The organism is Streptomyces kronopolitis, assembly GCF_014646275.1.
Taxonomy (GTDB): Bacteria; Actinomycetota; Actinomycetes; order Streptomycetales; family Streptomycetaceae; genus Streptomyces; species Streptomyces kronopolitis.
Genome location: NZ_BMND01000001.1, coordinates 242,189 through 264,019, shown reverse-complemented (window position 1 = coordinate 264,019; position 21,831 = coordinate 242,189). Strand labels below are relative to the sequence as shown.

Sequence of the window (21,831 nt, the reverse complement as noted above, 5' to 3'; positions counted from 1 at the left end):
GCGGCCGGCCGGCCGAAGCGGGCCGGCGGGCGAGGTCACGGCAGCCCGCGCCACGGTGTCCGGACCGGGCGTCAGGTGCGGACGCCGACCGGTATCACCACCATCTTCGTCACCGTGCCGTCGTCCCCGACGACATCGCGGATGTGGCGGGAGCCCATCTTGCCGGCCAGCCCCAGGCAGGCGGAGTTCTCCGCGCCGACCATGCCGTAGACCTCGCTGACCTTGAGGGTGTCGGCGGCGTAGTCCAGCAGTCCTTGCACGAGTTCGGTTCCCAGGCCCTTGCCCCAGTGTCCCCTGACGAGCGCGGCGACGGCCTCGTAACCGTCGACATTGCCGGTCTTCTTGATCTCCGCGTGGCCCACATAGGCGCCGCCGGACCATACCGCCCATACGTCGAACATGTTCTTCCCGTAGACGTCGGTGAGGATGGACCGGAATAGCGATCGGATCTCCTTTTCCGGTGATCTCTCCTGGCCCATCCAGCGGCAGACGACCTCATCTCTGAGCAGGGCCACGAAGACCTCCTCGTCCTCGGGCCGGTAGGGGGCGAACACCAGGCGGTCGGTGTGCAGGGTAGGGGTCATGGCGGAGTCCTTCGCATTCGTGGGTGCCGGGGAGATCCCGATGGCGTGAGAAACGATGCCGAGCCAGTGGGGGGCCGGCGGAAGTGCGGGGAAGTGTGCCGCCGCGGGGCGGTCAGGGACCGTTCACCGGGGGTGGGCGTGGGGGTGTGCGTCCTTCTTCACCGGCCGGTGGCAGAACTGCTCCGCGTTCACCGCGGCCCCCTCACCCCGTCAACGTCCTGAATTCCGCACTCAGGTACGCGTTCTGTGCGTGATGCACTCCACTGGTATAGCGCAACAGGCCATCTTTCGTCACTAGCCAGCACCTAAACGGAATGCCCGTCAATTTGGACGTACGTCAGCATCAGTAGGAGATGACTTACGGGGGTGGTAGGAGAGCGGTATTCAGCGGAACTTCGCCACTCACTTCTGGAGAACGAGAAACGTCCGGGTGAAGACTGTGCTATCCCGAACGCGGCGCTCATGAGGGCCGGGGCGAGGGCAGGACCGAGCCCGGCGCGGCGCACGTGAGGTGCGGCGGCCGCGGTGGGCGGAACAACTCCCGGACGTGGCGGATGAGTTCGCTGACGGGCCGCTCAAGTGCGGACATCGGCAGGGCGGGCGCGCGCACGGGGGCCTCCGGGGCACAGTGGCTCTCCGGGGCGTGGGGGCCGTGGGCGCTGCCTTCGGGGCCGGGCGGAATCGCGGGGCCCGCGGGGAGGGGGTGGAGAACGCGCGGGGCACGGCGGATCGCCGCGCCCCGCGGGGCGGTTCAGGAGCCGGCGTTCTCCATGCGCTCACGCAGGCTGCGCGGCCGCATGTCGGTCCACACCTCGTCGACGTAGGCGGAGCACTCGTCCTGGGTGCCCTCCTTGCCGACGGCCTGCCACCCGGCGGGGATCTCCAGGTCGGCCAGCCACAGAGAGTACTGGTCCTCGTCGTTGCGCAGCACCTGGTAGCGGGCGTTCTCGTCCATGTCGTGCTCTCCGATCGTTGATTGCTTCACTCGGTTGTTCACTCGGTTGTTCACTCGGCGGTCTCGCACGGTCGCGTCATGCGGTGGTTGCCGCACGCGTGGGAGGCACCGGGCGTTTCATCGTGCGGCCGCGCGGGCCGGGCCGGTTGGCCGGGCGCGCGGTCGACGACGTTCTGGGGGTCTCCGGCATCCGGTGGCGCGGAGACGGGTGCGGGAGGCCGGCGGGCGGCGCGGGTGCCGGACCCGCCGGCCTCCCCCGGGTCACACGCTGTCCCGGGCGTGCCGGGCGATCTGGCGGAGCGCCTCGGCGAAGTCCTCGGCGACCGCACCCACGGTCGCCTCGTCGTGGACGCCGGGGCGGTAGTGCCAGGTGAAGGCGAGCCGGCCGTCCTGCACCGCGCCGACCGCCTCCAGCAGATGGGAGCCGCCGTCGCGCGGGTCGTGGTCCTGGCCGAAGGAGCCGTGCTCGGTGCGGACGAGTCCGCCGCCGGACCCGCCGGGCCGGGCGTCCCACTGGCCCAGGTAGTTGAACACGACCTGCCCGCGGCCGGTGCGCTCCAGGCGCTCGCGCACCTCGGCGGGGCCGTGGGTGCGCAGGGCGCCGAAGCCCAGGCCGTTGCCGGGCACGGCGCGCAGCTGGCGCCGGACCGACTTGACCAGGGCGCGCCAGTCCCGCGACGCACCGAGGTCGTCGCGGTCGGACACCTGGAGGCCGACCGGGTAGACGGTGGTGAACCAGCCGACCGTGCGGGAGAGGTCGACCCCCTCCAGGAGGTCCTCCCGGCCGTGTCCTTCGAGGTCCACGCAGACCCGGTCGCGGCCGGTCCAGCGGGCCAGGGCCAGGGCGAGCGCGGCCAGCAGCACGTCGTTGATGCGGGTGCGGTAGGCGGTGGGGGCCGCGCGCAGCAGCGCGGTGGTGTCCGCCTCGTCCAGCGTCACGGTCACCGTGCGGGCCTGTGCGGCGGGCGCGGCGCCGTCGTGGTCGACCGGGATCGGGGCGGGGGCCACCGCGTCCTCCCAGTACGGCAGTTCGTGGTCCAGACCGCCTTCGGCGACGTAGGCGGCGAGGCCCCGCGCCCAGTCCCGGAAGGCGGTGGTGCGCTCGCCCAGGGACACGGTCCTGCCCTGTACGGCCTGCTGGTAGGCGGTCTCCAGGTCGTCCTGGAGGATGCGCCAGGAGACGCCGTCGATGACCAGGTGGTGGGCCACCAGGAACAGGAAGGCGGGGCGGTCGGCGCCGCCGGTGAAGAGTGCCGCCCGCAGCAGGGGGCCTTGGGCGATGTCGAAGCCGGCGTGCAGGTCGTCGGCGGCCTTCTCCATGGCGGCGTCGGCCGCGTCGGACGGCAGGCCGGTCAGGTCATGGCGGGTCAGCACGCGCGGGTCGGCGGTCGGCGGCGGGTTGTGCTGGCGCCGGCGGCCGCCGTCCTCGGTGAAGCGCATCCGCAGCGCGTCATGGTGGGTGAGCAGTGCGGCCAGGGCGGTCTCCAGGGCCGCGATGTCGGGCGTGCCGTCGAGTTCGAGCAGCACCGACTGGTTGAAGTGGTGGGGGTTGGCCCGGGGGGTGGCGAAGAACCAGTCCTGGATGGGGGTCAGCGGCAGGTCGCCGGTCACCGGGCCGTGGTCGGAGCGCTCGGGTTCGGTGGTGACGACGGTCGCCAGCGTGGCCACCGTCTGGTGGGTGAACAGGTCCTTGGTGGCCAGGTGCAGTCCGGCCCGGCGCAGCCGGGAGACCACCTGCATGCTGAGGATCGAGTCGCCGCCGAGGTCGAAGAAGTTGTCGTCGGCGCCCACCGTGTCGAGGCCGAGGACATCGGCCCAGATCTGGGCGATCCGGCGTTCGGTGTCGGTGCGCGGGGCGACATGGGGGGCGGTGGAGCCGGACACCGGCTCGGGGTCGGGAAGGGCGCGGCGGTCGGTCTTTCCGTTGGGGGTGAGCGGGAGGGCGGCCAGCGGGACGAACACCGACGGCACCATGTGCGGCGGGAGGCTCTCGGCCAGGAAGTCGCGCAGCGCGGGGACCGGCAGCGGTTCCGCCGTCCCGGCGGCCGGGACGACATAGGCGACCAGCCGTCCGGGGCCGGCGGGGCTCACGCCGGCCGGGCCGGTGGCGCGGACGGCGACGACGGCGTCGCGCACCTGCGGGCTGCGCCGCAGCGCGCTCTCGATCTCGCCGGGCTCGATGCGGAAGCCGCGCACCTTGACCTGGTCGTCGGCGCGTCCGGCGTAGCGCAGTTCGCCGTCGGCGCCCCAGCGCACCAGGTCGCCGGTGCGGTACATCCGGCTGCCCGGGGCGGCGAACGGGTCGGCGACGAAGCGGGCCGCGGTCAGGCCCGGGCGGGCCAGGTAGCCGCGGGCGAGTCCGGCGCCGGCCACGTACAGCTCGCCGGTCACCCCGACGGGTACCGGGCGCAGGGCAGCGTCCAGGACGTAGGCCCGGGTGTTGTCGACGGGGCGGCCGATGGGCGGTGCGCCGGCCTCCGGGGTCAGCGGGCCGGTCCAGGTGGCGACCACGGTGGCCTCGGTGGGGCCATAGGAGTTGATCATCCGGCGGCCCGGGGCCCAGCGCTCCACCAGATCGGCGGGGCAGGCCTCGGCGCCGACGATCAGGGTGCGCAGGTCCGGCAGGGCGCCGGCGGTCTCGGGCGGCACGGTGGCCAGTGCCGCGGGCGGGATCAGGGTGTGGGTGATGCGCCGCTCGTCGAGCACCCGGGCGAGGCGTTCGCCGAGCAGCGGCCCCTCCTCCCCCGCGATCAGGGTCGCCCCCGCGAGCAGGGAGATGCTCAGCTCCAGGAAGGAGGCGTCGAAGCTGGGCGAGGCGAACTGCAGCACGCGGTCGCCGGGTCGGACGTCGTAGCGCTCCGCGGCGGCCGAGACGAAGCCGGCCAGTCCGGCGTGGGTGACGACCACCGCCTTGGGGGTGCCGGTCGAGCCGGAGGTGTAGATGACGTAGGCGGGGTGGCCGGTGCGCAGCGGCGCGCGGCGGTCCGCGTCGGTGGGTGCCGTGTCCGGGCCGTCGGTGCTCCAGACGGCCTCCGGGTCGTCGAGGACGACGGCCGCCGCGGAGTCGCGGACCATGAAGTCCCGCCGCTCTGCCGGGTAGGCCGGGTCCACGGGCAGGAACGCGCCGCCGGCCTTGGCGACGGCCAGCTGCGCCACGGTCATCTCGGCCGAGCGGGGCAGCGCCAGGGCCACCAGGCTCTCGGGGCCGACGCCCCGGTCGATCAGGTGGTGGGCGAGCCGGTTGGCCGCGCTCTCCACCTCGGCGAAGGTGAGTTCGCGTACGCCCTGGACGAGCGCCACCGCGTCGGGGGTCCGGTCGGCCTGCCGCTCGAACAGCTCGGGCAGGGTGGCCGGCGGCACCGGGCGTACGGCTCCCTGCCGGTCGGTGAGCAGGCGCCGCAGGGTGTCGGCGGGGGCCAGCGGCAGGGCACCGAGCGGGCGATGAGGATCGTCGGCGATGCCGGTCAGCAGGGTGCTGAGCTGGTCGGCCATCCGCCGGGCGGTGTCGGGGTCGAAGAGGTCGGTGTTGTAGGTGAGCAGACCGTGCAGGGCGCCGGAGTCCGTCTCGGCGAATTCCAGGGTGAGGTCGAAGGCCGCGTCGTCGCGGTCCGCCTCGATGTCGCTGACCTGGAGGCCGGGCAGGTCCATCGCCTCGCCGGGCGCGTTCTGGAGCACCACCATGGCCTGGAAGAGCGGGGTGCGGCTGGTGTCGCGAGTGGGCTGGACCTCGTCCACCACCCGCTCGAACGGCACGTCCTGGTGCGCGAAGGCGTCCAGCACGGTGGTGCGGACGTCCGCGAGGAACGCGGGGAAGTCCTGTGCGGCGTCGACCGTGGATCGCAGGACCAGGGTGTTGACGAAGAAGCCGATCAGCCGCTGGGTCTCGGCGCGGTCGCGGCCCGAGGTGACGGTGCCGACCGCGATGTCCTGCTGTCCGGACAGCCGCGCGAAGAGCGTCTGGGCCGCGGCGACCAGCGTCATGAACAGGGTGGTGCGCCGGGACCTGCCGAACTCCCGCAGCCGGTCGGCCGTCTCGGGAGGCAGGACCAGGCCCGTGGTCCCGCCGTTTCTGCTCTGCACGGCCGGGCGCGGCCGGTCGGCGGGCAGCTGGAGGGGTTCGGCTCCGGTCAACCGCTCCTTCCAGTAGTGGAGTTGGCTGTCGGCGGCCGGGCCGGTGCGGGCGGTCCGCTGCCAGTGCGCGACATCGGCGTACTGCACCGGCAGCGGGGGCAGCGCGTCCGGTGTGCCGTCCAGCGCGGCCCGGTAGAGGTGGGCGAGGTCGCCGGTGAGGACGCCGGTCGACCAGCCGTCGGTGATGATGTGATGGAGCGTCAGGGTCAGCACGTGGTGGTCGTCGGCGAGCCGGACCAGTCCGGCGCGCAGCAGGGGGCCGACGCGCAGGTCGAAGGGGCGGGTGCGCTCCTCGGTCAGCAGCCGCTCCAGGGCGGCCGGGCGGTCGGCGGCGGGCAGTGCGGTCAGGTCGTGCAGCGGCAGGGGCACCTGTGCCGGGGCGTGGACGATCTGGACGCCCTGGCCCTCCACGCTGTCGAAGGTGGTCCGCAGCGACTCGTGCCGGGCGGCCAGCGCCGTCAGGGCGGCGGCGAGCGCGGCGCTGTCGAGCCGGCCGCGCAGCCGCAGGGCGAGCGGGGTGATGTACTCGGTGCTCTCCGGGGTGAACGCGTCGAGGAACCAGAGGCGTTGCTGGGCGAAGGAGAGCGGCAGCGGAGTGCCGCGGTCCACGGGGAGCAGCGCGCCGCCGTCCTCGGCGGGCGCGTCCTGCGCGGTGAGCAGCGCGGCGAGGGCGGCCGGGGTCGGGTGGGTGAAGACGGCCCGCGGGGTCAGCTCGGTGCCGAAGGCCTCCGCCAGCCGGGAGGTGAGCCGGATGCTCAGGATGGAGTCGCCGCCCAGCGCGAAGAAGTCGTCCTCCACCCCGACCTCCGCCAGGCCGAGGACCTCGGCCCAGACCTCGGCGGTGCGGCGTTCGGCCTCGGTGCGCGGGGCGACCGGCTCCGGCCGGTCGGCGGCGTCGGCGGGGGCGGGCAGTGCCGCGCGGTCCACCTTGCCGTTGGTGCTCAGCGGCAGCGCGGCCAGCGGCACGAACGCCGTCGGGACGAGGTAGTCGGGCAGGGTGTCGCGGGCGTGGGCGCGCAGCTCGCGGGGGTCGAGCCCGTCGTGGCCGACCACGTAGGCGACCAGCTGGCGGGCCCCGGGCCGGTCCTCGCGGGCCACGACGGCGATGTCCGCGACGCCCGGGTGGGCGGCGAGTGCCGCCTCCACCTCGCCGGGCTCGACGCGGAAGCCGCGGATCTTGACCTGGTCGTCGGCGCGGCCGAGGAACTCCACGGTGCCGTCGAGCCGTCGGCGGGCGAGGTCGCCGGTGCGGTACATCCGGGCGCCGGCGGGCCCGGACGGATCCGCGACGAAGCGTTCCGCGGTGGCCCCGGGGCGGCCGAGGTAGCCGCGGGCCACGCCCTCACCGGCCAGGAAGAGTTCGCCCGCGGTGCCCGGCGGGACCGGACGCATCCGGGCGTCGAGGACGTGCACGCGCATGTCGTCCAGCGGGTGGCCGATGGGTACGTTGGCGGGGACCGCGGCGGCGTCGGTCATGGCGAAGGACGTGGCGAAGGTGGTGGTCTCGGTCGGGCCGTAGCCGTCCACCACGCTCAGGCCGGGGCAGGCGGTCAGCACCCGGCGCACGGCGGCGGCCGGTACCACGTCACCGCCGGTCCACACCTGGCGCAGCCCCGCGAAGCAGTCCGGCGCGTCCTGGGACAGCAGCCGGAACAACCCGGCCGTCAGCCACAGCGCCGTCAGCTCTCCCCCGGCGGCCAGCCGCCGCAGGAGCCCCGCGTCCACCGGTCCGGGCGGCGCGACCACGATCCGGCCGCCGTTCAGCAGCGGCGCCCAGACCTCGAAGGTGGCGGCGTCGAAGGCCACCGGCGAGTGCAGCAGCACCCGGGCGAAGTCGGGCCCGGTGAACCGGCTGTCGGTGGCGAGCGCGGCCACGTCGCGGTGGCGCACCCCGACCGGCTTGGGGGTCCCGGTCGACCCGGAGGTGAACATCACGTAGGCGAGCCGGTCCGGGTCGGCGGGCGGCAGCGCCCGCTCCCCCGCCGGGTCGTCGGTGCGGGCGGCGGTGACGTCCTCGGCGGTGAGCCGGGCCACCGCGCCCGCCTGGTCGAGCAGCATCCGGCGGCGTTCCGCGGGCGCCCGGCCGTCCACGGGCAGGTAGGCGCCGCCCGCCTTGAGCACGGCCAGCTGGGCGACCACGAGCGCGGCCGAGCGGTCCATGAGCAGGGCGACCCGGTCCTCGGCGGCCAGGCCGCCGGCCAGCAGGCGGTGCGCCACCCGGTCCGACCAGTCGACGAGTTGGCGGTAGGTCAGCTCGGTGCCGTCGTGGTCGGTGAGGGCGACCGCGTCCGGGGTGCGGCGCGCCTGTGCGGCGAACCGGTCGACGGGTGAGCCGCCCGGGACGTGGCGCGCGGGGGTGTGCCAGCGGCGCAGTACCGCGCGGTCGGCGTCGGTGAGCAGATCGAGGTCGTCCAGGGACCCGTCGGCGCCGTCGGCGACGGCGGTCAGCAGGGTCTCCAGGCGGGCGGCGGCCCGCTCCACCGTCGACCGGTCGAACAGCGCCCCGTCGTAGGCGAGGTCGAAGCCGAGGCGGTCGGCGAGGTAGGCGCGCAGGCACAGCGGGAAGGTGGTGGCGTCCTCGGCGCGCACGTCCTGGATGCGGATGCCCGCGCCGGTGGCGGCGGCCTCGTCGAACGGGTAGTTCTCAAAGACCACCATGCTGTCGAACAGCGCCTCGCCCGGCGGGAGTTCGCCGAGGGACCGGATGCGGGCGAGCGAGACGAAGTCGAAGCGCCGCGAGTCGCTCTGCTGCTCCTGGAGGCCGCGCAGCCAGGGCAGCACGCCCTGGGCCCCGTCGAGCACGGCGCGGGTGGGGACGGTGTTGATGAACATGCCGACCATGGCCTCGACGCCCGGCAGTTCGGCCGGGCGGCCGGAGACGGTGGTGCCGAACACGACGTCCTGGCGGCCGCTGTAGCGGGCCAGCAGCAGCGCCCAGGCGCCCTGGACCACGGTGTTGACGGTCAGTCCGCTGCGCCGGGCCGTCGCGCGCAGCCGCTCGGAGACCTCGGGGGTCAGCTCCAGGTGCACCAGTGCGCCGGAGCGGGCCCGGTGCGCCTCGACGGGCTGCCGGTCGTAGGGCAGCGGGGTGCGGGCGGTGAATCCGGCGAGGGTGCCTTGCCAGTGCCGCTCGGCCTCCTGCTGGTCCTGTGTGGCCAGCCACTGGAGGAAGTCCCGGAACGGGCGGCGGGCCGGCGGCCGGACGGTGCGGCCCTCGACGGCCGCCGCGTACTGCGTACACACATCGGCGAAGAGCTGCCCGGTGCTCCAGCCGTCGAGCATCAGGTGGTGCGAGGACCACACCAGCATGATCTCGTCGTCGGGCAGTGCGGCCACCGCGATCCGGCTCAGCGGTGCGCGGGTCACGTCCAGGCCGGCCGCGCGGTCCTCGGCGAGCAGTTCCTCCAGCGCCCGGTCGCGGGCCTCGGGGGTCAGGTTCCGCCAGTCGTGGTGGGTGGCGGGCAGCACGGCGTGCCGGTGCACGACCTGCACCGGGTCGGGCAGGCCCTGCCAGTGGACGCTGCTGCGCAGCGCCGGGGTGTGGTCGGCGACGGTCTGCCAGGCCGCGGCGAACGCCCGCGGGTCGGCGACCCCGGCGATCCGCAGGGCGACCTGGTCGAAGTAGGCGCCCGCGTCGTCGACCAGCCCGTGGAAGAGCATGCCGGCCTGCAGCGGGGTGAGCGGGTGGATGTCCGCCACGTGCCGGCCGTCGCCCGCGACCAGGTCCACCTGGTGCTGGTCGAGCCCGGCGAGCGGGAAGTCGGACGGGGTGCGGCCGCCGGTGTCCTGGCGGGCGCAGTGCGCGACGATCTCGGCGAGCGCGGCGAGGGTGTCCTCGGCGAGGCGGCGCACGGTGGACTCGTCGTAGCGGGCGGGCGGGTAGGTCCAGCCGAGTTCGAGCCGGCCGTCCTGGACGACGCCCGTCACATCGAGCAGGTAGGTGCGCTCCTCGCCGGGGTCGGTGTCCGCTCCGGCGGGCGGCAGGGCGGCGCGGTAGAGCCCGTCGCCGGCCGGCCCCTCGCCGGCGGAGATGCCCCACTGGCCGTGGTAGTTGAAGCCGATCTGCGGGGACGGCGCGTCGGGCAGGGCGCCCGGGCGGGCGAGGTGGCGCAGCGCGCCGTAGCTCAGTCCCTTCAGCGGTACCGCGCGCAGCTGCTCCTTGACGGACCGTACGGTCGCGCGCCAGTCGGCGTCCGGGGCGACGGTCAGGGCGAGCGGGAATTCGGCGGTGAACCAGCCGACGGTGCGCGACAGGTCCAGGTCGTCGAAGAGGTCCTCGCGGCCGTGTCCCTCGACGCCCAGGAGCACGGTGTCCCGGCCGCTCCAGCGGGCCAGGGTGCGGCCGAGGGCGCTCAGCAGGACGTCGTTGACCTGGGTGCGGTAGACGTCCGGGACCCGGCGCAGCAGGGCGTCGGTCTCGTCGCGGCCCAGGCGCACGGTGAGGGTGGCGGCCTCGCCGTGGGTGTTGCCGCCCTCCCGGTCGGTGGGGAGGCCGGCGGGGGCGGCGCAGACATCGGTCCAGTACGCCAGGTCGCCGTCGAGGGCGCCGGAGCGGGTGTGCTGCGTGAGGCGGGCCGCCCAGTGTCCGTAGCCGGTGCTCGCCGGGGGCAGGCCGGCCGGACGCCCGGCGGCGGTGTTGCGGTAGGCGGTCTCCAGGTCGCCGAGCAGGATCCGCCAGGACACCCCATCCACGGTCAAGTGGTGCACGGTGAGCAGGAGTTGTGCCGTGCGGTCGGGACCGCGGTCGAAGTACAGGACCTGTACGACGCGGCCCTCGGTGACGTCCAGGGAGGTCTGGGCCGCCTCGGCGGCGCGCTGGACGGCCTCCTCCTGGGCCGCTTCGTCGAGTCCGGTCAGGTCGTGGCGGGCGAAGACCTCGCCGGGGGCGGTGGGCAGCACCTCCTGGTGCCAGGCGCCGTCCGTGCGGCGGAAGCGGGTGCGCAGTGCCTCGTGCTGGGCCACCAGGGCGTCGGTGGCCTGCCGCAGCGCCTCCTCGGCGCAGCCGGGGGCCAGTTCCAGGCGGTGGGTCATGGTGAAGCGCAGCGCGTCGCCGGGGCGGCGGCCGTCGAGGTACCAGTGCTGGATGGGGGTGAGCGGGGCCGGTCCGGTGGGGGCCGGGGCGGCTCCTTCGGGCGCCGCCGCCACCGCGCCGGTGCGCAGGGCGAGTTCCGCGACGGTCTGGTGGCGGAAGACGTCCTTGGAGGTGAGGGCGAGTCCGGCGCGGCGGGCCCGGGAGACGATCTGGATGCTGAGGATCGAGTCGCCGCCCAGGGCGAAGAAGTTGTCCTCGACGCCGACGCGGGGGACGCCGAGCACCTCCGCCCAGATGCCGGCGAGGCAGCTCTCGGTGTCGTTGCGCGGGGCCACATGGCCGGTCGCGGTGTCCGGCTGGGCCGGGGGCTCGGGCAGGGCGCGCCGGTCGGTCTTGCCGCTACTGGTCCGCGGGATGCGCGCCAGGGCGACGAACGCCGCGGGGACCATGTAGTCGGGCAGGGTGCGGCGCAGATGGACGCGCAGTTCCTCGGCCGGGGGCGTGCGTTCCCCGGCGGGGACCACATAGGCCACCAGCCGTGCCCGGCCGTCGTGTGCGCGGGCCACCACCACGGTGTCGGTGACCTCGGGGTGGTCCAGCAGGGCCGCCTCGATCTCGCCGGGCTCGATGCGGAAGCCGCGGATCTTGACCTGTTCGTCGGCGCGTCCCAGGAACTCCAGCAGCCCCCGGTCGTCGTGGCGGGCGCGGTCACCGGTGCGGTACATGCGGGTGCCGGGCGCGCCGAACGGGTCGGCGAGGAAGCGGCCGGCGGTGAGCCCGGGCCGCCCCAGGTAGCCGCGGGCGACCTGGGCACCGGCGAGGTACAGCTCGCCGGGCACCCCGGCCGGCACCGGCCGCAGCTGCCCGTCGAGGATGTAGGCGCGCAGGTTGCGGCCCGGACGGCCGATGACGGGACGCTCGTCGTGGTCGGTGAAGCGGCCGTAGACGGCGTCGACGGTGCACTCGGTGGGGCCGTAGACGTTGTACGCGGTGACGCCGTCGGTCTCCCGCAGCTCCCGCCACAGCGGCGTGCCGACGGCCTCGCCGCCCACCATGACGATGCGCGGGCGGTGCCCCCCACCGGTGAGCAGGCCGGCGGTCATCAGCTCGTGCAGGAAGGACGGTGTCACGTTCACGGCGTCCAGGCGGTGCGCGGTGACCTGCGCGACGAACGCGGCCGGGTCCAGGCGGACGTCCTCGTCGATGAGGTGGACCTGCTGGCCCAGCGCCAGCAGCAGCGGGCCCTCCCACGAGGTGTCGAAGGAGAAGGCGGCGCTGAGCGCGAAGCGCAGCTCCCGTCCGCCGGCGGTGTGCGGTGCGACGAGCCCGGCCCGGTGGTCGTGGACGAGGTTGACCAGCTGGCGGTGTTCGACGGCGACGCCCTTGGGCCGGCCGGTGGAGCCGGAGGTGTAGTTGATGTAGGCGGTGTGGGCGGCGCACAGCGGCGCGAGGCGGTCGGCGTCGGTGGGGTTGTGGGCGGGCTGCCCGTCCAGGGGCGCCTCGCGCAGCGTGTCGGGCGTCAGGACGGTCCGCGGCGCGGCGTCGGCGAGCAGGAACGCGAGGCGCTCCGTGGGCAGTTCCGGGTCGAGGGACAGCTGGGTGCCGCCCGCCTTGAGGACGGCGAGGAGGGCCACCAGCATGTCGGAGGTGCGCGGCAGCTGCACGGCGACCACCCGCTCGGGGCCGACGCCGAGGCCGATGAGGTGGTGGGCCAGCCGGTTGGCGCGGGTGTTCAGGGTGGCGAAGTCGAGGGTGGCGTCCCGGGCCACCAGCGCCGTGGCGTGCGGGGTGCGGACGGCCTGGTCCTCGAACAGCGCGGGGAAGGTGGTGTCGGGCACGGGCAATTGCTCGCCCTGCCACTCCTGGAGCACCTGCCGGCGCTCCGCCTCGGTCTGCAGCGGCAGTGCGCCCACCGCCCGTCCGGGGTCGTCCGCGACCGCCTCCAGCAGCAGCCGCAGCCGGCCGGTCAGCCGCGCGATGGTGCCCTCGTCGAAGAGGTCGGTGTTGTACTCCACGAAGGCGGTGAGGCCGCCGTCGCCCTCGACGAAGTCGAAGCCGAGGTCGAAGGTGGCGTTGCGGACCGGCGGCTGGATCGTCTCGACATCGAGGCCGGGCAGCCGCGGGGCCTCGCCGCCGAGGTTGTGCAGCGCCACCATGACCTGGAACAGCGGGGTGCGGCTGGTGTCGCGCTCCGGCTGGAGGGCGTCCACGAGCCGCTCGAAGGGCACGTCCTGGTGGGCGAAGGCGTCCAGCACGGTGCCGCGCACACCCGCGAGCAGCGCGCTGAACGGCCGGTCGGCGGGCACGCTGCTGCGCAGCACCAGGGTGTTCACGAACATCCCGGTCAGGTGCTCCAGTTCGGGGCGCTCCCGTCCGGAGGCGACGGTGCCGACCGCGATGTCCTCCTGGCCGGCCCAGCGGGCGAGGAGGACCTTGCAGGCCGCGAGCAGCGTCATGTAGAGGGTGGCGTCGGCCGCGCGGCCGGTCTCCCGCAGGCGCTCGGTCAGCCCGGCGGGCAGTGAGAACTCCAGCAGCGCGCCGTTCTTGGTGCGCACGGCGGGACGCGGCCGGTCGGTCGGCAGCTCCAGCGGGGCCACATCGGCCAACTGCGTGTTCCAGTAGGTGAGTTGCTCCTCCGCCTCGGCGGTGCGGGCGCGCTGCCAGACCGCGTAGTCGGCGTACTGGACGGGCAGCTCGGGCAGCTCGGGGCGGCGGTCGTCCAGAGCCGCCGCGTACAGCTCGCCCAGGTCCCGGCCGAGCACGGCGGTGGACCAGCCGTCGGTGACGATGTGGTGCATGGCCAGGGTCAGCACGTGCTCGTCGGCGTCGAGGCGGATCAGCCGGGTGCGCAGCAGCGGTCCGGTGCCCAGGTCGAACGGGGTGGCGCCCTCAGCTGCCAGCAGCGCGTCGAGCGCGGCGCCGCGGGCCCGCGGCGGGGTGGCCGACAGGTCGTGCAGCGGCAGGTCGACCGGGGCGGGGGCGTGGACCTGCTGGTGGGCGCGGCCGTCCTGTTCGGCGAAGGTGGTGCGCAGCGGTTCGTGCCGGGCCACCAGGGCGTCCAGGGCGGTGCGCAGGGCGGCCTCGTCGAGGGGGCCGCGCAGCCGCAGCACGAAGAAGGTCAGGTACTCGGTGCTGTCCGGCTCGAAGCGGTCGAGGAACCACAGGCGCTGCTGGGCGTACGACAGCGGCACCTCGGCGGTGCGGTCGGCCACCGGAATCGCGTCGCCCTGTACCGGGCGGCCCGTGGCCGGGGTGGGCAGGGCGGCGGCGAGCGCGGCCACGGTGGGGTGGGTGAACAGCAGGCGGGGCGAGACCTCGGCGCCGAGGGCGGCGCGCAGCCGGGAGGTGACGCGGATGGCGAGGATCGAGTCGCCGCCCAGCGCGAAGAAGTTGTCCTCCGCGCCCACCTCCGCGGCCTCCAGCACCTCGGCCCACACCCGGGCGACCAGGCGCTCGGCCTCGGTGCGCGGGGCGGTGCGGTCCTCGCCCGCGGCGTAGCCGTCGCGGCCGGGGGCGGGCAGCGCCCGGCGGTCGAGCTTGCCGTTGACGGTCAGCGGCAGCGCGTCCAGGGCGACATAGGCGGCCGGCACCATGTGCGACGGGAGGGTGCGCGCCAGGTGGGCGCGGAGCGCGGCGGCGGGCGGCGGGGCGTCCTGGCCGCTGCCCACGACGTGGGCGACCAGCCGCCGCACGCCGGGGGTGTCCTCGCGGACGTCGACCGCGGCGGCGCCGATGCCGGGGTGGGCATGCAACGCGGCCTCGATCTCGCCGAGTTCGATGCGGAAGCCGCGGATCTTGACCTGCTGGTCGGCACGGCCGAGGTACTCCAGGGTGCCGTCGGGCCGCCACCGCGCGCGGTCACCGGTGCGGTACATCCGGGTGCCGGGCGCGCCGAAGGGGTTGGCGACGAAACGGGCGGCGGTCAGGCCGGGGCGGTGCAGATAGCCGCGGGCCAGCCCCTCCCCCGCCACGTACAGCTCGCCGACGGCGCCGTGCGGCACCGGGGCGAGGTCGCCGTCCAGGACGTGGACGCGCAGGTCGGGGATGCCGGAGCCGATGGCGCTGGCGGTGGCTCCGGTCACCGCGGCGCGGTCGAGCGGGGCGTAGGAGACGTGCACGGTGGTCTCGGTGATGCCGTACATGTTGACCAGGACGGGTGCGGTGTCGGGGTGGCGCGTGTACCAGTCGGTCAGCCGTGCCAGGTCCAGCGCCTCACCGCCGAAGATCACCGTCCGCAGGGCCAGGCGCGCGCCGGTGGCGGGGTGTTCGGCGTCCGCGCGCATCAGCGGGTAGAACGCGGAGGGCGTCTGGTTGAGGACGGTGACCCGCTCGTCCGCCAGCAGGCGCAGGAACTCCTCGGGGGCCCGGGCGGTGTCGTGCGGGACGACGACGAGCCGGCCGCCGTGCAGCAGCGCGCCCCAGATCTCCCAGACGGAGAAGTCGAAGGCGTAGGAGTGGAAGAGGGTCCACACGTCGTGCTCGTCGAAGGTGAACCACTGGCGGGTGCGGGAGAACAGCCGGATGACGTTGGCGTGCGGGACGACCACGCCCTTGGGCAGGCCGGTGGAGCCCGAGGTGTAGATGACGTAGGCGGGGCTCTCCGGCAGCGGGCGGCGGGCCGGCTCCGGGCCGGTGGCCGGGCGTTCGGCCAGGTCGTCGCGGACCGCGGGGTCGTCGAGCAGCAGCCGGGGCGCGGTGGTGTCGGTGAGCCGGCCGGCGACGGCGGTGGTGGTCACCAGCAGGGCCGGGTCGGCGTCGGTGAGCAGGTGGGCGATGCGGCCGCCGGGCAGCTCGGGGTCGACGGGGAGGTAGGCGGCGCCGGTCTTCAGCACCGCCACGATCGCCACGAGCAGCTCCGCCGAGCGGGGCAGGGCGAGCGCCACGAAGCGCTCGGGGCCGGCTCCGTACTCGGCCAGCCGGTGGGCCAGCCGGCCCGCCCGCGCGTCGAGTTCGGCGTAGGACAGGGCGGTGCCCTCGCAGGTCACGGCGGTGGCGTCGGGGGTGCGGGCGGCCTGCGCCTCGAAGAGGTCGACCAGGGTCGCCTCGGGCCGGCCGTGCTCGGTGCCGTTCCAGTCGACCAGCATCCGGTGCCGTTCCCCGGCGGTCGTCCACGCCAGGTCGCGCAGCGGGCGGTCGGTGTCGGCGGCCAGCTCCGTGAGCAGCAGGCACAGCCGGTCGGCGAGCGTGCGGACGGTGGCGGCGTCGAACAGGTCGGGGTCGTAGGCGAGGTCGAAGCCGAGGCGGTCGCTGTGGTGGGCGCGCAGCACCAGCGGGAAGTTGGTCGCGTCCCGGGAGGTGACCTGCGCCAGGCGCACTCCGGCGCCGGAGGTCCGGGCCTCGTCGAAGGGGTAGTTCTCGAAGGCGACCATGCTGTCGAACAGGGCGGTGCCGGCCGGTACGTCGCTGAACGAGGTGAGCTGCGCCAGCGAGACGGCCTCGAAGCGCCGGGACTCGGACTGGGCGTCCTGGAGCTCGCGCAGCCAGGCGGTGGCGGTGCGCCGCCCGTCGACCCGGACCCGGGTGGGCAGGGTGTTGATGAACATGCCCACCATCGACTCGACGCCGGGCAGGGTGTCGGGACGGCCGGAGACGGTGGTGCCGAACACCACGTCCGGCTCCCCGCTGTAGCGGGCCAGCAGCAGCGCCCAGGCGCCCTGGACCACGGTGTTGAGGGTGAGTCCGCCGCGCCGGGCGGTGTGCAGCAGCTCCGCGGAGCGCTCGGCGGACAGGCTCACCGCCAGCACCTCGGCGGAGCGGGCCTGATGGGCCTCGCGGGGCGGGCGGTCGCAGGGCAGCGGTGTCGGGGTGGCGAAGCCGGCGAGGTGGGCGCGCCAGTGCTCCTCGGCCGCGCGGTCGTCGGCACCGGCCAGCCAGCGGACGTAGTCGCCGAACGGGCGGCGGACGGGCGGCGCCGGTTCGCGGCCGGCGACCAGCGCGGCGTACTCCTCGCAGACCTCGGTCAGCACCTGGGCCAGGCTCCAGCCGTCCAGGATCAGATGGTGCGAGGTCCACAGCAGTCGCAGCGCCCCGCCGGGCAGCTGGATCAGGGTGAGCCGCATCAGCGGGGGCGTGCCGAGGTCCAGGCCGCGGGCCAGGTCCTCGGCCTGGAGCCGGGCGAGTTCGGCGCTCTGCCGCTCCGCGTCCGCCGTGCGCAGGTCGACGTGGACGACGGGCACGGTCGCCCGGCGGTGCACCACCTGCAGCGGTACGGGGACGCCCTCCCAGACGACCGAGGTGCGCAGCACCGACGTCCGGTCGGCCACCCGCTGCCAGGCCAGGGCGAACGCCCGCGGGTCGGACACCCCTTCCAGCAGCAGGGAGGCCTGGTCGAGGTAGACGTCGTCGGCGCCGCCCACCAGGCGGTGGAAGAGCATGCCCTCCTGGAGCGGGGTGAGCGGGTAGAGGTCCTCGATGCCGCGGCCGTCGCCGACGAGCCGGTCCACGCCGGCCTGGTCGAGGCGGGCCAGCGGGAAGTCGGAGGGGGTGCGGCCGCCGGCGTCCGGCTGCGCGCAGTGCGCGGCGATCGCGGTCAGGGCGCGGAGCGTGCCGTCCGCCAGGTCCCCCACCGTGCGCTCGTCGTGCACCTGGTCGCTGTAGTGCCAGGTGAGTTCCAGGACGCCGTCGGCCACCACGGCGGAGATGTCCAGCAGGTGGTCGAGGGCCGCGTCGGCGGCCAGGTCGCGGCCGGGGACCTCGCCGGCGGGGGCGAAGTCGCCGCCGGCCGCGTGCTCCCACTGGCCGTGGTAGTTGAAGCAGACCTGGGGCAGCGGCACGTCGCGCAGGGCGCGGGCGGCCGGGTCGGGTGAGCCGAGGCGGGCGAGCGCCTCGTAGCCGAGGCCGCGCCGGGGGACGGCGCGCAGCTGTTCCTTGACGGCCTTGAGGGTGGCGCCCCAGTCCGGCGCGTGCGAGGGCCCGGCCGGGGTGAGTGTGACGGGGTACTGGGTGGTGAACCAGCCGACGGTCCGGGACAGATCGGTGCCGTCGCCGGCCGCGGCGGCCGCCTCGTCGGTCTCGTGGAGCTCCTCGCGCCCGTGCCCCTCCAGGGCCACGGTGACGCGGTCGCTGCCCGCCCAGTCGGCGAGCACCCGGCCCACCGCGCTGAGCAGCACATCGTTGATCCGGGTCCGGTAGACGCCGGGCACCCGTCGCAGCAGCGCCTCGGTGGTGTCGCGGTCCAGGCGGGTGCGGACGGTGCGGACGGATCCGGCCAGCGGGGTGCCGGGGCGGTCGACCGGCAGCGGGGTGCGTACCGCTTCGGTCTCGGCCTGCCAGTAGGCCAGGTCGCCGTCCAGGCCGCCGTCTGCGACGTGGCGGGAGAGGGTGGTGGCCCAGGTGGTGAACGCGGTGGTGGCGGGCTCCGCTTGGATCTGCTCGCCGGCGGCCGCCTGGTGGTAGGCGCGCTCCAGGTCGGTGAGCAGGAGGCGCCAGGAGACGCTGTCCACGGCGAGGTGATGGGCCGTCAGGAAGAGCTGGGGCCGGTCGCCGGGGGTGGGCAGGAACAGCGCGGCGCGCAGCAGCGTGCCGGTGGTGAGGTCGAGGGCCGCGCGGGCGGCGTCGGCGGCCGCGGTGCGCGCGGCGTCCCGGGCGGCGCCGGTGGTCCCGGCCGGGTCGTGCCGGGTCAGCAGGCCGGGGGCGACGGGCGCGCCGGGGTGCTGCCGCCAGGTGTCGCCGGTGCGGACGAACCGGGTGTGCAGCGCGGGGTGGTGGGCGGTCACGGCGTACAGGGCCCGCTCCAGGGCGTCCGCGTCGAGGTCGCGGGGCAGGTCGAGCAGCATCGACATGGTGAAGTGCCGCAGCGGACCGTGGGTGGCGAAGAACCACTCCTGGATGGGGGTGAGCGGGGCCGGGCCGGTGTCCTCGGGCTGCCGCTGCGCGGGCAGCGGGGCGCTGCGCCGGTCCACGGCGGCGGCCAGTTCGGCGACGGTCTGGTGCTGGAAGACGTCCCGGGAGGTCAGGTGCAGACTGGCGGCGCGGGCCCGGGAGACCGCCTGGATGCTGAGGATGGAGTCGCCGCCCAGCTCGAAGAAGTTGTCGCCGACGCCGACCCGTTCGAGGCCGAGCACCGCGGACCAGATCCCGGCCAGCGTCCGCTCGGCGGGGGTGCGCGGGGCCACGAATTCCTGTGCGCGGGGGGCCGCGTCGAGGTCGGGGGTGGGCAGCGCGCGGCGGTCCAGCTTGCCGCTGCTATTCAGCGGCAGGACGTCGAGGACCACGAAGGCGGCGGGCACCATGTGGCCGGGCAGCGTGCGCTGGAGGGCGGCGCGCAGCTCGGCGGCATCGGGCGGCCCGTCCTGGGCGGTGGGGGTCACGTAGGCGGCGAGCCGGGCGTGGCCGTGCGGGTCGTCGACGGCGACGACGGCCGCCTCGGCGACGGCCGGCAGGGCCAGCAGGGCCGCCTCGATCTCACCGGGCTCGATGCGGAAGCCGCGGATCTTGACCTGGTCGTCGGCGCGGCCGAGGTAGTCCAGCTGTCCGTCGGCGGTCCAGCGGGCGAGGTCGCCGGTGCGGTACATCCGGCTGCCGGGGGGACCGTAGGGGTCCGCCACGAAGCGGGCGGCGGTCAGGCCCGGGCGGTGGAGGTAGCCGCGCGCGAGCTGGTCGCCCGCGAGGTAGAGCTCTCCGCCGACGCCGGGCGGCACCGGCTGGAGCCGGTGGTCGAGGACATGGGCGCGGACATTGGCCAGCGGCCGTCCCACCAGGGGCCGTCCGGTGCCGTCGATGCGGCAGGCCAGCGCGTCCACGGTGCACTCGGTGGGCCCGTAGAAGTTGTACGCGGCGACATCGGGCAGCTCGCCCAGCTCCCGCCACAGCGCGGAGCCGACCGCCTCGCCGCCCAGCATCAGCAGCCGGGGGTGGTGGCGGGCGTCGGTGAGCAGCCCGGCCGGCAGCAGCTGGCGCAGGTAGGAGGGGGTCAGGTCGAGGAAGTCGATGCGGTGGGCGACGACGTATTCGACCAGGGCGGCCGGGTCGAGGCGGGTCGCCTCGTCGACCAGGTGCAGCCGGTGGCCGTCGGCCATCAGCAGCACGCCCTCCAGCGAGGTGTCGAAGGAGAACGACGCGGTCAGGGCGACCCGCAGCGGACCGCCGCCCGCCGCGGCGACGAAGCCGTCGCGGTGGCCGGCGAGCAGGTTCATCAGGGACCGGTGGGCCACGGCGACGCCCTTGGGGCGGCCGGTGGAGCCGGAGGTGTAGATGACGTAGGCGGTGTGTCCGGGCAGCAGCGGGGCGCGGCGGTCGGCGTCGGTGGGGTCGGTCGCGGGCGCCGAGGCGGGCACCTCGCGCAGCGCCGCCTCGTCGAGCACCAGCAGCGGCCGGGCATCGGCAAGCAGGAACTCCAGCCGGTCGGCGGGGAGTTCGGGGTCGACGGGCAGGTATCCGGCACCCGACTTCAGGACGGCGAGGATCGCCACGACCATGTCGGCGGTGCGCGGCAGCCGCAGCGCGACGAGCTGCTCGGGGCCCGCGCCGCGGTCGATGAGGTGGTGGGCCAGCCGGTTGGCGCGGGCGTTGAGGGCGGCGTAGTCGAGGGTGGTGTCCCCGGCGACCAGTGCCGTGGCGTCGGGGGTGGCGGCCGTCCGCGCCTCGAACACCTCGGGGTAGGTGGTGGGCGCCACGGGCAGCGCGGTGTCGTTCCACTCGGTGATCAGCCGCTGCCGCTCACGCGCCGAGAGCAGCGACAGCTCGCCCAGCGGGCGGTCCGGTTCGTCGGCCACGCCGTCGAGCAGGAGGAGCAGTTGCTCCGCCATCCGCGCCGCCGTCGAGGCGTCGAACAGATCGGTGCGGTACTCCAGCAGGCCGGTGAGCGCCTCGCCGTCGGGGACGAATTCGACGCTCAGGTCGAAGGTGGCGGCCTGGCGGGGCACGGTGACGCTCTGTGCGGTCAGCCCGCGCAGACCGGGGGCCTCGGGCGGGGCCGGGTGCAGCAGCACCATGACGTCGAAGAGCGGGTTGCGGCCCGCCTGGCGGACCGCCCCCACGGCCTCCACCAGCCGCTCGAAGGGGGTGTCGTCGTGGGCGAAGGCGTCCAGGACGGTGCCGGCGGCGGTGTCCAGCAGCTCGCGGTAGGGGCGTGCGGTGTCGACGGGGCAGCGCAGCACGACGGTGTTGACGAAGAAGCCGACCGCGCGCTCCAGTTCGGTGCGGCCGCGGCCGGGGGTCAGCGACCCGACGGCGATGTCGTCCTGCCCCGACCAGCGGGCGAAGAGCGCCTGGCAGGCCGCGATCAGTGCGGTGAACAGGGTGGTGTGCTGCTCGGCCGCCAGCTGCCGCAGCCGGGCCGCGGTGCGCGGCGGGACGCGGAACTCGTGGATCGCGCCGCCGCCGGACTCCGCGCCGCTGCGGGGGCGGTCGAGCGGCAGCTCCAGCGGCGCCGCCTGGTCCAGCTGCTTGGTCCAGTACGACAGCTGCTCGGCCAGCAGGGCGCCGGTCAGCCGGCCGCGCTGCCAGACGGCGAAGTCCGGGTACTGGGTCGCCACCGGCGCGAGCGCGGGCGTCTCGCCGTGCGCCAGCGCGTCGTAGGAGGTGCACAGTTCGTCCAACAGCACGCCCATGGACCAGCCGTCGGTGACGATGTGGTGCGCGGTGAGCAGCAGGACGTGCTCCTCGTCGGCCACCCGCACCAGCAGGGCCCGCAGCAGCGGTCCGGTGCGCAGGTCGAACGGGCGGGAGTACTCGGCTTGCAGCAGCGCGTCCAGGGCGCCGGGGCCGCCGCCCCCGGGAACCTCGTCCTGATACTCCGTCAGGTCGCGGACCGGCAGGGGCACCGGGGCGGCGGGGCGCACCGTCTGCACGGGCCGGCCGTCGATGTCGTCGAACGTGGTCCGCAGCGCCTCGTGGCGCTCCAGCACCGCGTCCAGCGCGCCGGACAGCGCGGCCCGGTCCAGGCCGCCGGTCAGCCGCAGCGCGACCGCGCTGTTGTAGCGGCAGTCGCCGGGGCGCAGCTGGTCGAGGAACCACAGGCGCTGCTGGGCGAAGGAGAGCGGCAGCGGCTCGGAGCGGTCGGCGCGCGGGATTTCCCGGGCCTTGGCGGCCGCCGGGCCGCCCTTGCCGGCCAGACGGCGGCGCAGCGCGTCCTGGAGTTCCTGCGGCAGGGCCGCGGCGCGGCCCTTCTTCGAAGACGTCATGGGGTC

The 21,831-nt window shown here is 75.1% G+C and carries 3 protein-coding genes; all 3 read right to left on the bottom strand.

The window, feature by feature from the left end; all coding sequences use genetic code 11:
* Nucleotides 1–71: 71 nt before the first annotated feature.
* Nucleotides 72–584 (bottom strand): GNAT family N-acetyltransferase, encoded by a 513-nt coding sequence (locus IEY78_RS00930; RefSeq protein WP_189095436.1) that lies wholly within the window; start codon nt 582–584, stop codon nt 72–74.
* A gap of 751 nt (nt 585–1,335) precedes the next feature.
* Nucleotides 1,336–1,539, bottom strand: a complete 204-nt coding sequence (locus IEY78_RS00925) for an MbtH family protein (RefSeq protein WP_093488359.1) — start codon at nt 1,537–1,539, stop codon at nt 1,336–1,338.
* Nucleotides 1,540–1,800: 261 nt separating this feature from the next.
* On the bottom strand, nt 1,801–21,825 hold the full coding sequence (locus tag IEY78_RS00920) for a non-ribosomal peptide synthase/polyketide synthase (protein ID WP_189095434.1): 20,025 nt from the start codon (nt 21,823–21,825) through the stop codon (nt 1,801–1,803).
* Between the last annotated feature and the right edge of the window lie 6 nt (nt 21,826–21,831).